The 12,429-nt window shown below is 45.7% G+C and carries 11 protein-coding genes; all 11 read left to right on the top strand.

From position 1 onward, the window contains the following. The first annotated feature begins 239 nt into the window (after positions 1-239). The 11 genes from uvrC to ldcB all read left to right on the top strand — a co-directional run bounded on the left by uvrC (position 240) and on the right by ldcB (position 12,362). Positions 240-2,075 carry an excinuclease ABC subunit UvrC gene (gene uvrC / locus ADH49_RS02560; RefSeq protein ID WP_048689078.1) on the top strand — a complete coding sequence of 612 codons (1,836 nt, stop codon included), beginning with the start codon at positions 240-242 and terminating at the stop codon, positions 2,073-2,075. A gap of 10 nt (positions 2,076-2,085) precedes the next feature. Continuing rightward, positions 2,086-2,934, top strand: a complete 849-nt coding sequence (locus ADH49_RS02555; RefSeq protein WP_048689076.1) for a metallophosphoesterase family protein — start codon at positions 2,086-2,088, stop codon at positions 2,932-2,934. Between the two features lie 11 nt (positions 2,935-2,945). Next, positions 2,946-4,577 carry a hypothetical protein gene (locus ADH49_RS02550; protein WP_048689073.1) on the top strand — a complete coding sequence of 544 codons (1,632 nt, stop codon included), beginning with the start codon at positions 2,946-2,948 and terminating at the stop codon, positions 4,575-4,577. Between the two features lie 125 nt (positions 4,578-4,702). Further along, the gene (locus ADH49_RS02545) at positions 4,703-5,308 is read left to right on the top strand and encodes a nitroreductase family protein (protein ID WP_048689069.1); all 606 of its coding nucleotides are present in this window, start codon (positions 4,703-4,705) and stop codon (positions 5,306-5,308) included. A 124-nt stretch (positions 5,309-5,432) separates the two neighbouring features. Then, entirely contained in the window at positions 5,433-6,839 is a 1,407-nt protein-coding gene (gene pepV, locus ADH49_RS02540) for a dipeptidase PepV (protein WP_048689065.1), read from the top strand. A 52-nt stretch (positions 6,840-6,891) separates the two neighbouring features. Then, complete coding sequence (locus ADH49_RS02535; protein ID WP_048689061.1) at positions 6,892-7,494, top strand: uracil-DNA glycosylase family protein; 603 nt, start codon at positions 6,892-6,894, stop codon at positions 7,492-7,494. Between the two features lie 23 nt (positions 7,495-7,517). Then, positions 7,518-8,009: a prolyl-tRNA synthetase associated domain-containing protein gene (locus tag ADH49_RS02530; RefSeq protein ID WP_048689058.1), complete on the top strand. Its 492-nt coding sequence runs from the start codon at positions 7,518-7,520 to the stop codon at positions 8,007-8,009. Between the two features lie 21 nt (positions 8,010-8,030). Further along, the gene (locus ADH49_RS02525; protein WP_048689056.1) at positions 8,031-8,312 is read left to right on the top strand and encodes a rhodanese-like domain-containing protein; all 282 of its coding nucleotides are present in this window, start codon (positions 8,031-8,033) and stop codon (positions 8,310-8,312) included. Positions 8,313-8,410: 98 nt separating this feature from the next. Beyond that, positions 8,411-9,709, top strand: a complete 1,299-nt coding sequence (locus ADH49_RS02520; RefSeq protein ID WP_048689051.1) for a DUF6574 domain-containing protein — start codon at positions 8,411-8,413, stop codon at positions 9,707-9,709. 78 nt (positions 9,710-9,787) lie between these two features. Beyond that, a complete protein-coding gene (locus ADH49_RS10340; RefSeq protein ID WP_239665191.1) occupies positions 9,788-11,578 on the top strand; it encodes a TcaA second domain-containing protein in 1,791 nt (596 codons plus the stop codon). A gap of 10 nt (positions 11,579-11,588) precedes the next feature. Continuing rightward, complete coding sequence (gene ldcB / locus ADH49_RS02510; protein WP_048689049.1) at positions 11,589-12,362, top strand: LD-carboxypeptidase LdcB/DacB; 774 nt, start codon at positions 11,589-11,591, stop codon at positions 12,360-12,362. Positions 12,363-12,429 lie beyond the last annotated feature (67 nt).

Raw genomic sequence — 12,429 nt, 5'->3', positions numbered from 1 at the left:
CGTCAGCGAACTTCGAAGAAGTTCCATGACTAATTATTGAGCCTAAGGTCTCAATAATTCCGATGCCTGAAACAATTATGTTTCAGGCATTTTTCTCACAGCGGAAAGTTTTTGATCCTCTTAAATGAATAAAAGATTCAACTTTTTTATAAACATCTAACTGTCTTATGTAAAATAATAGTTTGTTTCCATTCATGAAAGGATTATTTTACATCCTTCTTTTTGCTATAATAGAGAGTATGAATAACTTGATTAAATCCAAGCTCGAGCTTTTGCCGACGAGTCCGGGCTGTTACATTCACAAAGATAAGAACGGAACCATCATCTATGTGGGGAAGGCCAAAAACCTTCGCAATCGGGTGCGGTCCTATTTCAGAGGGAGCCACGATACCAAGACCGAAGCCCTGGTATCTGAGATTGTAGATTTTGAGTTTATCGTCACTGAGTCCAATATTGAGGCTTTGCTTCTTGAGATCAACCTCATCAAGGAGAACAAGCCCAAGTACAATATCATGCTCAAGGACGACAAGTCCTATCCCTTCATCAAGATTACCAATGAGCGCTATCCGCGCCTCATCATCACGCGCCAGGTTAAAAAGGATGGTGGCCTCTATTTCGGTCCCTATCCGGATGTGGGAGCTGCCAATGAGATCAAACGGCTTTTGGATCGGATTTTCCCTTTCCGCAAGTGTACCAATCCGCCTTCCAAGGTCTGCTTTTACTACCATTTAGGGCAGTGTATGGCTCATACAGTCTGCCATAAGGACGAAGCCTATTTCAAGGGCATGGCCCAGGAGGTTTCTGATTTCCTCAAGGGGCAGGATGACAAGATTATCGATGAGCTCAAGCTCAAGATGACTACCGCTGCGCAAAACATGGAATTCGAGCGGGCGGCCGAGTACCGCGATCTGATCCAGGCCATCGGGACCCTGCGGACCAAACAGCGGGTCATGGCCAAGGATTTGCAGAATCGGGATGTTTTTGGCTACTACGCGGACAAGGGCTGGATGTGTGTGCAGGTCTTCTTTGTCCGTCAGGGCAAGCTGATCGAGCGCGAAGTCAATCTCTTCCCTTACTACAATGATCCAGACGAGGATTTCTTGACCTATGTGGGGCAGTTTTACCAGGAGAAATCTCACCTGATCCCCAATGAAATCCTGATCCCTCAAGATATCGATGAGGAAGCGGTCAAGGCCTTAGTGGATACCAAGGTCCTCAAGCCCCAGCGTGGGGAGAAGAAGCAGTTGGTCAATCTGGCCATAAAGAATGCACGTGTCAGTCTGGAGCAGAAGTTTAATCTCCTTGAAAAATCCATGGAGAAGACCCAAGGTGCTATTGAAAATCTTGGAAAACTCTTGCAAATCCCAACTCCTGTGCGCATTGAGTCTTTTGACAACTCCAACATCATGGGGACCAGTCCGGTCTCAGCCATGGTGGTCTTTGTCAATGGGAAGCCAAGCAAAAAGGACTATCGTAAGTACAAGATTAAGACTGTCGTGGGTCCAGATGACTATGCCAGCATGCGGGAGGTCATTCGCAGACGCTACAGTCGTGTCATGCGGGATGGCCTGACGCCACCAGATCTGATCGTCATCGATGGGGGGCAGGGCCAGGTCAATATTGCTAAGCAAGTCATCCAAGAGGAGTTGGGGCTGGATATTCCTATCGCAGGCCTGCAAAAGAATGACAAGCACCAAACCCATGAATTGCTTTTCGGTGATCCTCTCCAAGTCATCGAACTCTCTCGGACCTCACAGGAATTTTTCCTCCTCCAACGGATCCAGGATGAAGTCCACCGTTTCGCCATCACCTTCCACCGCCAGCTCCGGTCCAAGAATTCCTTCTCCTCCCAGCTGGACGGCATCGAAGGCTTAGGACCAAAACGCAAACAGTTACTGATGAAGCACTTCAAGTCACTGACCAAGATCAAGGAAGCTACTGTGGATGAGATCGTCACGGTTGGTATCCCACGAGCAGTCGCGGAGGCAGTGCAAGCCAAGCTCCATCAAGGTCAGCAAGCAGAAGCAAGTCCCTTGATGGAAGTGGCGGAGAATTCTGAACAATACCAATCATAAGGAGTTTATAATGAACCATCGAATCGCTATTTTATCTGATATACACGGAGATACGACAGCCCTGGAGGCAGTGATTGCAGATGCGCGTGCTCTAGGTGCGACAGAATACTGGCTTTTAGGGGATATTTTGCTACCGGGGCCTGGAAGAGAGGACCTTTTTGAATTGCTGGATGCGATTCCGATTACAGCAGCTGTTCGTGGAAATTGGGACGATTGTATCCTAGAGGCCTTGGATGGCGAGTACGGGCTTGAGGATCCGCAGGAGATCCAGCTTCTCCGACTTACTCAGTACCTCATGGAAGGCCTGGATCCTAAACGGATCGATTGGCTTCGATCCCTTCCTTTGGTAGAGAAGAAGGAGGTCAATGGTATTCGCTTTTCACTGACCCACAACTTGCTAGAAAAGAATTACGGTGGAGACTTGCGTCCAGCTAATGCGACGGAGAACTTTGACCAATTGCTCGATGACCATACGGATATGGCGATCTACGGTCATGTTCACAAGCAGTTGCTTCGCTATGGCAGTCAGGGCCAGCAGATCCTCAATCCCGGGACTATTGGCATGCCTTATTTTGACTGGGAACCAATTCAAAACCACAGAGCTCAGTATGCTCTGATCGATGTCGAAGAAGATGGGGTGACCAACCTGCAATTCCGGAAGGTGGCGTATGACTATGAAGCAGAGCTCCAAGATGCCAAGGACAAGGGCCTTCCATTTATTGAGATGTACGAAGAGTTGAGACGCGAGGATAACTATCGGGGCCATAACATCGAGCTTCTAACTTCCTTGATTGAACAACACGACTATCTAAAGGAGGCTAATGCTTTCCTTCAGTCTATAAAAACGCATAAGGGGTAAGTAATAAAGAAATGGGATTAACTGTTGATCAGCATAGAGAGCTTGTGGTAAATGATATCCGACAAGCCCTTCAACATGTTTTTGGTGAGCATTTCGAAATTGTAGACATAGAAACTACGGCCCGGAGTGCTTATGGTCCAACTTTTATTCTTGAGGTTCATCTTGAAGAGTATAAGACAGCAATAAATATGTTGGTTGAAGGTAACGATGTATCACTCCTCTGGGGGCCTGAAAGATTTGGGATGGAGTTTTTGTATGATCGAGATCGTTTTCGAGCTAGCTTTGGAAAGATCAAAGCTTATCTGGATCAACCTGGCCTTATGTTTTCTGAAGCACTGACTCCTGATAATCTCTTAAAAAAGTATTTCCTCCTTAAAAGAATGATAGAATCTACCTTTGAGGGAATAGCAAAAATAGACTTTTGGAGAAGACCCTTCGAAAAGAATGAACCCTTTAGGGTTGTCTTTACTTGTTTGTTGCCTCATTATCCAACTTTTTTTAGCTTTGAGATAGCGGGTCAGCAGTTTGTCCTTGAAGAGATAGACCCAGCAATGTCTGGGATAGAAAGACAAGACTTCCCATTTCCTCAACCTATTGATCTAACTGTTTCCAATATGACTTCTTTCTTGGATTGGTTTAAAGATAGTCTAGAAGGGAATACTTCCACTGATACGATTTCTGCTTTAACACTCCCCCTTGATTCTGCTACCATTGAAGAGAAAGTTTCCCAAGTACAAGAGATAATCCGATCGACGTTTACAAAGGACGTTTCCTTTATGGAAACGAAAAAACTGACCGAGGATCAGACTGTTTATGGCGTTGATTTTTCAGTTCGATCTGAATATTATGATGCGAGATTTTCAATTAGCTTGGTTGGACGACACTTTGCTCTTCATGTTATGAAGCCAGATAAACTAGAAAAGAAAGACAATTGGGTGATCGATGGCTTTCCTTATCTGCTGACGGAAGAAAACCTTAGCAAAGTCATCAGGGAAGCGGAAGCCTATTTTGCTAGACAGGTAGAACCAGTTGAAGCGAAAGTAGGATCAACTGAAAGTAATAGTGAAGTAAAACCAAGCACCCAAGCTCTGATAGAAGTAGACCAAGCCAAGGACAAAGAAGAATTGCTCAAAAAAGAGTATTTAGGATTAAGAAAACTATGGAAAGTCCAATTCCTGATTTTCTGTCTTTTGATAATCGCCGTCTTCGCCCTAGAAGTGTATATGGGGGGAGCTGGTTATAAGGCCTTTAAGGTAAAAATTAGGTATAGTTGGGTTTCTGTCCATAGTTTCTCATTTCTCTTTCTGACCTTGTATGCATTGTTGACCCTCTTCCCGACTCAAAAGAGAGTCTATGAGCTCTTACATCAAAACCCTAGTTGGAAATCTCTTTCGACCAAGGAAGTTCGGCTACCTAAGAAGGAAACTGGCTGGACCTCTCTAGTGATCCTGATTTTGTTTCTTCTGGGGACTCTTGATTTCCTCAGTCGCAAGCCAGAACCAAAGGTTGAAAATCCGTTGAACTATCAAGAAATCAACAATACCAATGAGGAAGAAAGAAATTCTCACTACGATGATATCATCAACAAAATCCAAGAATCTAGTGGCCAGTTCTTTGAAAAAGAAAGTCCTGCGTCGGAATAATCTGAGTCCATAGAAGGGCGGGTAGCCTAGTTGAAAAGGAAACAGGGTCCTCAATGAAAAAACTCTGCAAGCTCTTTCATTTTGTGTTAAAATAGAAGTAATAGAATTAGAAAAGGAAGTTGACTATGAAATTCCTAGAACTCAACAAAAAACGTCATGCGATCAAGCATTTCACAGACCAACCGGTCGATCCAAAGGATGTGCGGACAGCTATTGAAATTGCGACCTTGGCACCAAGTGCGCACAATAGCCAACCATGGAAATTCGTGGTCGTTCGTCAGAAAAATGCGGAATTGGCTAAACTAGCCTATGGTGGGAACTATGACCAAGTCATGGAAGCACCTGTGACCATCGCTCTCTTTACGGATACCGATTTGCAACGTCGGGCTCGGAAGATTGCTCGTGTCGGTGGGGTCCAGAACTTCTCAGAGGAGCAGTTGCAATACTTCATGCAAAACCTACCTGCAGAATATGCTCGCTACAATGAACAACAGATTAGCGATTACTTGGCATTGAATGCTGGATTGGTCGCAATGAACCTGGTATTGGCCTTGACGGACCAAGGGATCGGCTCAAACATCATCCTTGGCTTTGACAAATCAAAAGTCAACGAAGTCTTGGAAATCGAAGAGCGTTTCCGTCCAGAACTCTTGATCACGGTTGGTTACGCAGCAGAGAAGGTAGAACCTAGCTACCGCTTGCCAGTAGACGAAATCATCGAAAAACGCTAATAACAACAGAAAGAACCGGATGGTCCTCGTCTCGTACGATACAAGTCCGGTTTTCTAGAATCCTTTGGCAGTCGCTGAAGGGATTCTAGAGGATTCAATTTAAATCGAAATAACGGAGGAATGCATGACAACAATTGACTTTAAAGCAGAAGTAGAAAAACGTCGCGAAGAAATGATGGCTGACCTTTTCAGCCTCTTGGAAATCAACTCAGAACGGGATGACAGCCAAGCGGATGCGACTCACCCTTATGGACCTGGACCCGTCAAAGCTCTTGAGAAATTCTTGGAAATTGCTGAGCGTGATGGCTACGAAACAACCAATGTGGACAACTATGCTGGACACTTCACCTTTGGACAAGGGGAAGAAGAGCTCGGGATCTTTGCCCACATGGATGTGGTGCCTGCAGGTAGTGGCTGGAATACAGACCCTTACAAACCTGAGATTATCGATGGCAAACTCTATGCGCGTGGTTCATCAGATGACAAGGGGCCTACAGTAGCTTGTTACTACGGTTTGAAAATCATCAAGGATCTGGGATTGCCAGTTTCTAAGCGCGTGCGCTTCGTTGTCGGTACAGATGAAGAATCTGGCTGGGGCGATATGGACTACTATTTCAAACATGTCGGTCTTCCTGATCCAGACTTTGGCTTCTCTCCAGATGCCGAATTCCCAATCATCAACGGGGAAAAAGGAAACATCACTGAGTACCTTCACTTTGGTAGTCAAAATACAGGTCAAGCGCATCTTCATAGCTTCACCGGTGGCCTTCGTGAAAATATGGTACCAGAATCAGCGACAGCAGTCGTTTCTGGCCAATTACCAGATATAGCTGGTCTCTTGGAGGCCTTTGCCAATGAACACCAACTTCGTTATGAGGTGGCAACAGAGGAAGACGGTAAATTTAAAGTCACCATTATCGGGAAATCTGCCCACGGCTCTACTCCAGAAGCTGGAATCAATGGAGCAACTTACTTGGCTCTCTTCTTGAACCAATTTGACTTCGGTGGAGATGCCAAAGCTTACTTGCAGGTGTCAGCTTCTCTTCTTCATGAAGACTTTGCTGGTGAGAAACTTGGCATTGCCCATGTGGATGAAAAGATGGGGGCTCTCAGCATGAATGCGGGTGTCTTCAACTTCGACGAAAACAGCTCAGATAACACTATTGCCTTGAACATTCGTTACCCTAAAGGAACAGATCCAGAAACCATCAAAGCTGGACTTGAAAAAGTAGAAGGAGTGGCGTCCGTTAGTTTGTCTGCTCACGGCCACACCCCTCACTATGTTCCAATGGAAGATGAATTGGTCTCAACGCTTTTGCGTGTCTATGAAAAACAAACCGGACTGAAAGGTCATGAGCAAGTAATCGGTGGCGGAACCTTTGGTCGTCTATTGAAACGTGGGGTTGCTTTCGGTGCTATGTTCCCAGACTATGTGAACACCATGCACCAAGCCAATGAATTTGCGGATGTAGAAGATCTCTACCGTGCAGCTGCAATCTACGCAGAAGCCATCTACGAACTCATCAAATAAGACGCTACTCAGTCGGCACTTGCTGGCTGAGTTTTTGCTTAGAGGAGGAGAAATGGAGCAACTGGAGCGGATCAAAGAGGCCATCATGGCCGATCCACAAAACAAAGACTATACGGATAAAGGGATCGAGCCCCTATTTGCGGCGCCAAAGACTGCTCGGATCAATATTATTGGTCAGGCTCCTGGTCTCAAGACCCAAGAAGCAGGCCTCTATTGGAAGGACAAGAGTGGAGACCGTCTAAGGGAGTGGTTAGGAGTCGATGAAGAAACCTTCTATCATTCGGGTCTATTTGCGGTCATTCCCATGGACTTTTATTTTCCAGGGCATGGTAAGTCAGGGGACCTGCCACCTCGCAAGGGCTTTGCGGAAAAGTGGCACCCTCAACTCCTCAAGGAGTGTCCAGATATTGACTTGACTCTCTTGATCGGCCAGTACGCCCAAGCTTACTATCTCCATGAGAAGGTCAGTGGCAAGGTGACAGAGCGGGTGCGTCGGTACAAGGACTATCTGCCAGATTATTTCCCTCTGGTCCACCCTTCGCCCCGCAACCAGATCTGGATGGCCAAGAATCCCTGGTTTGAGGCAGAAGTGGTGCCAGCTCTCCAGGCTAGAGTCCAGCAGATTTTAAGAGAGTACAAAAAGAATAATGAGTGATAACCACAATAGGAGGTATTGCCATGAATGCATATCAAAAAGTCAAAGCCAAATTGGACGAACTCGGGATTGAATTTGATGTGGTGGAACACCCACCTGCCTTCACGACTGAGCAGGCCGATTCCTATATTGAAGGTCTAGAAGGGGTCCGGACCAAGTCCATGTTTTTGACCAACAAGAAGAAAACCCAGTACTATCTGCTCATCATGGATGACCAGAAACCCTTGGATATGGAGGATTTCAAAGAGCAAGTGGGAGCCAATCGGATCCGTATGGCTTCAGCTGAATCTCTGGCAGAAAAAATGCAGTTACCAGCTGGGACAGTATCTCCCTTTGGCTTGTTAAATAATGCAGAAAAAGATATTCTCGTCTATTTTGATCAGGCCATTGTGTCGGAGGAAATCATGACCTTCCATCCGAACACGAATGAAAAGACGGTTTTTATCAAAACCCAAGACCTGTTCCACTTTTTAGAATCCATTGACTTTAACTATGAAATACTAACCTTGCCATAGTGGCATCAAAAAGGAGAAATCATGAAAGAAATTCCATTTAATGACTTTGTAGCAAAGTACCAGGCAGGAGAAATCCAAGTCCTCGATGTCCGTGAGCAGGAGGAATATGATGCCCTCCATCTGGATGGAGTGACCTTACTTCCCTTATCAGTGTTGGCAGAACGCTATTCAGAGCTGAACAAAGACCAAGCCTATTATGTCATCTGCAAGTCTGGTCGACGCTCGGCCCGTGCCTGCCAATTTTTGGCAGAAGAGGGCTATGACGTGACCAACGTCCAAGGTGGCATGGATGCATTTGACTAGTTGGGAGATCGCAGCTTGTGGATTCCGGTAGAACATTGAATTCTAGTGGAAATTTTTATATAATATATCTGTATTTTGTTTTATAAGGAGATTATTTTATGATCAAACAGGATTGGCTTGATTACTTTGAAGCTGTGAACGGTCGTTCAGCAACTGAAACTGAGATTGCTCAAGCATTGGCTGCGGGTGAGTTCCAAGAAGAACAAGCAGCGCAAGAGGCTTCACAATTTGTAGGGGCTCCAGTATCTCCAGAGCAAGCAAACGCTGGCTTTGTTGCTGCCCCAGAAGCACCAGCTCCAGAAGTACCACAATTCGCTGCTGCCCCAGAAGCACCAGTGCAAGAGGCACCACAATTTGCTGCTGCCCCAGAAGCACCAGCTCCAGAAGTACCACAATTCGCTACTGCCCCAGAAGCGCCACTACAAGAAGCACCACAGTTCAATGCTGCACCAGAAGCGCCAGTTCAAGAGGCGCCACAATTTAGTGCTGCCCCAGAAGCGCCAGTGCAAGAAGCACCACAATTCGCTGCTGCCCCAGAAGCACCAGTGCAAGAAGCGCCACAATTTGCTGCTGCCCCAGAAGCACCAGTGCAAGAAGCGCCACAGTTCAATGCTGCGCCAGAAGCGCCAGCCTTTGGTGCTCAACCAAATGGCTTCCAACAAGCGCCTCAACAACAGCCGCAACCAGGATTTGGTCAACCAGCTCCAGGTCAAGCTCCAGGTCAAGGATTCCAACAAGCACCTTATCCAGGTCAACCTCAACCAGGTCAAGCCTATTATGCACAACCTGCTCAACCAAACGCTTTTGGTCAAGCGATGAAAGGATTCTGGTCATGGATCGTTTCTGCTTTGGCTCGCCCAACAGTAGAAAATCAACCAAAAATCTTGAATGGTATCCTTCATTATGTGTTAACAACATTTATCCTTAGCCTCTCACTATTCTTCGTGGCGAGTGCCTTCCCATACGCTCAGGTAGGATTTACTGCTTACTTGTTGATTGTCATTGTAACTTTCTTTACACTTTACGCCACTCAGTTAACTGGTTTCTTGGTTCGTAACCTTGTCTTGCAAGATAAAGAATACACCTACAAACGTTCATTTGATGAGTTTGCTCGCTTGTCTATCTATGTCTTGCCTGCATCCCTCATTGTCTTGATCCTTTCTCTAGTCAAGTACTTTGAAGGTTTTAGCTTCCTTCTATCTTTGATCTTTGTTCTCTACTTCTTGGGCTTGCTCTACACTGTTTACCAAGGTTTGAACAGAACAAAATTCAAAGCTGACAAATTCTTGTTGCTCCTTGCTTCTACAGCAGTCATTCTTGTCATCTTTACCATTGTTGGCATCATTGACAGACGCATTTTAGAACAAGTATCCTTCTATATCGCTTCCTTCTTCTAATCAGATAGGGAAACGGTCATAATTTCTTGTTCAACAACTATCGGATAAAAATAATTTAGGTTTTAGGAGAACATACCGATGAACAAAAAATGGGTAGAATTATTTGAAAAAGTAATCGGTCGCAAACCTACTCCTGAAGAATTCATTGCCGGAAGAGATTCCGGCTTTGATTTTAAGGCAATCAAATCAATTGCCGGAGTAGCTATCGACCAAGTGGCGTCTGAAGTGCCAGGGCTAGGAGAGCAGGAAGTGGTAGAAGCAGTTGTAAATCCACTCCAACAGGCCTGGGAAGAGCGTTTCTTCGCCCTCTATGGACGTGCACCACTTCCAGAAGAGATTGAATCAGCTCGTAGCCAGAACTTTGAAATCGTAGAAGGACCTGCTCCAACGATTAACTTGGATGAGACCAATCAAACAACACAGGTCTTCGCGCCAGTGGAGAGTCCATCAGAAGCTCCAGAAAGTCTGTCCCAGCCAGTTGAAGCCCTAGTGCCAGTAGAAGCGCCAGAGCAAGAAGAAGCTTGCAAGAAAGGCAAGAAAAAGAAAGAAAAGAAAGTCAAAAAAGAGAAAAAGGGCAAGAAAAAGAAAGTTTTCTTCTTTGGTATTTTTGCTTTGTTGGTCTTGGCCTTGTCTGGACTAGGCTATTACTTCTCGACAACTACGGGCCCACAGGTGACAGTAGACAAATTGGTCACAGCCATTGAACAAAAGGATTACCGGGAAGTGGCTAGCATCCTTTCAAATGATAAAGATAAGTGGACCAAAGAAGAAGCTCAAGGCTTGCTTGACTACATGACGGCTCAGAAGATTGATGTCATTTACGAATTAGATCATATCGCCCAGTCTTCAAAAACAGGGATCGTCAAGGACAAAAATCAGAATCTACTGATTGGAATCGAGAAGGCGGATAAGAAATTCGGTATCTTCCAAGAATACCGCATCGCGACCTATCCACTTGAAGTCACAGCAACTACGAATCTGGATGATGCCAAGCTTAAGACCAGCGAAAAAGACTCGACTGTGCTCAAAAAGAACCAAACGACCAAGCTTGGAAAGGTTCACTTTGCGCCACGAGACATGCAACTAGATGGTAAGACCGAAGTTGGAAAGATCTCTAGTGAGGTCAAGCTAGATCCAGCTCAAGCTTCGAAGAATAAGCTGGACTTGACCTTCAATTCTGAGAAACGACTTCTGGAAATTGAATTCCCAGAGGAAGTCAGCAATCCAACGGATATCAAGGTAGCCGTGAATGGCAAGGAAGTCGGCACAAGTACCCTATTTGAAGTCGATGTCGTAGCCCATCAAGAAATCGAGGTCCATGCAGTCTTTAGTCTCAACAATGAGAGCTATACAACTGAAAAGGCCAAGGTTACGATTGGTGAAACTCCGGATGATGATGAAGTCATCACTTTGAAGCTTTCTAAGGATGTAGCCAAACGATTAAAAGATGCAGAAACAGCTCGTAAAGCCAAGGAAGAAGAAGCCAAGAAGGCAGAAGAGAAGAAAACTGCTATCACCTCCTTCCTCCAAGACTACCGGACAGAAATCTTCTCATCTGTCTCAAGTAGATCCAACACCTACTCCAAGTACTATGACACTTCAAGTGATGCCTACAAGGAAATGGTGGAGTGGACGACAGGTGGTGGCGTCAAGAAGGCTGAAATCGACTACTATACACCAGGTGTTTTCAACGTCCTCAGCGTTACCGAAGAGAACGGAATGATCATCGTGAAAACCCATGAAGAATATACTGTGCACTATGTGACCAGCCGAAAAGATAGCCAGAGTAGCAAGGACAAGACCTATACTCTAAAACCAGTAGGGGATACCTACGTGATTACGGCTATCGCGGTCACAGCTGATAATTAGGAGTTTAATGATGAAATTAAGCATGACAAAATGGACGCTTGCAGGCCTTGTTCTTTTGAGCCTAGGCGCTTGTGGGCAACAGAAGGAGTCAAAGAGTTCGACGCCAAAAGAGCCAGCTTCCAGTAAGCAAGTCGCTCAGTCGTCAGCCAGCAAAGAAACCAGTGCTTCTGAAGCAACTTCGTCTGATGATAGCGACAAGTCAACGAAGAAGGCTGGCGAAGTCACAGTAGACAAAGGTGTTTCCTTCAATGGTTCTTATTACAGTGTCCAAGGGAAGTCTGGAGATATCGTCATCGCCAACAAGCACTACCCCCTAGCTGCAGACTACAATCCAGGTGAGGATCCAACAGCTGTTGCGGCCTTGCACGAGTTGATCGCAGCCATGCAGGCAGAAGGCTATGCTATCAGCGATCAATACAGTGGTTTCCGCAGTTATGAGACTCAGGTTGATCTCTACCAAAGCTATGTCAATAAAGACGGAGTAGCTGCAGCAGATCGCTACTCAGCTCGTCCTGGCTATAGTGAGCACCAGACAGGTCTAGCGTTTGACCTCATCGATACTAGTGGCAATCTGGTCCAAGAACCAGGCGCAAGCAAATGGTTGCTTAAGAATGCTGCCAAGTATGGCTTTATCGTCCGCTATCAAGAAGGAAAAGAAGCAAGCACAGGCTACATGCCTGAAAGTTGGCACCTTCGCTATATTGGAGAAGATGCAAAAGACGTCGCAGCTTCAGGAAAAAGCCTAGAAGAATACTTTAACTTTACCGGTGGCGACTACGAATAACAAGAAAGAGGCTGGGACAAAATTCCTAGCCTCTTTCTATGTTTATTTGGATTGTCGAGCAAGACGC

The sequence above is a fragment of the Streptococcus sp. 400_SSPC genome (genome assembly GCF_001072745.1).
In the GTDB taxonomy this organism is placed as follows: domain Bacteria; phylum Bacillota; class Bacilli; order Lactobacillales; family Streptococcaceae; genus Streptococcus; species Streptococcus xiaochunlingii.
This window is presented reverse-complemented; position numbering and strand designations above follow the sequence as displayed.

Coding starts and splice junctions, on each gene's coding strand:
- uvrC (WP_048689078.1), top strand. CDS start 240: ATGAATAACTTGATTAAATCCAAGCTCGAGCTTTTGCCGACGAGTCCG.
- ADH49_RS02555 (WP_048689076.1), top strand. CDS start 2,086: ATGAACCATCGAATCGCTATTTTATCTGATATACACGGAGATACGACA.
- ADH49_RS02550 (WP_048689073.1), top strand. CDS start 2,946: ATGGGATTAACTGTTGATCAGCATAGAGAGCTTGTGGTAAATGATATC.
- ADH49_RS02545 (WP_048689069.1), top strand. CDS start 4,703: ATGAAATTCCTAGAACTCAACAAAAAACGTCATGCGATCAAGCATTTC.
- pepV (WP_048689065.1), top strand. CDS start 5,433: ATGACAACAATTGACTTTAAAGCAGAAGTAGAAAAACGTCGCGAAGAA.
- ADH49_RS02535 (WP_048689061.1), top strand. CDS start 6,892: ATGGAGCAACTGGAGCGGATCAAAGAGGCCATCATGGCCGATCCACAA.
- ADH49_RS02530 (WP_048689058.1), top strand. CDS start 7,518: ATGAATGCATATCAAAAAGTCAAAGCCAAATTGGACGAACTCGGGATT.
- ADH49_RS02525 (WP_048689056.1), top strand. CDS start 8,031: ATGAAAGAAATTCCATTTAATGACTTTGTAGCAAAGTACCAGGCAGGA.
- ADH49_RS02520 (WP_048689051.1), top strand. CDS start 8,411: ATGATCAAACAGGATTGGCTTGATTACTTTGAAGCTGTGAACGGTCGT.
- ADH49_RS10340 (WP_239665191.1), top strand. CDS start 9,788: ATGAACAAAAAATGGGTAGAATTATTTGAAAAAGTAATCGGTCGCAAA.
- ldcB (WP_048689049.1), top strand. CDS start 11,589: ATGAAATTAAGCATGACAAAATGGACGCTTGCAGGCCTTGTTCTTTTG.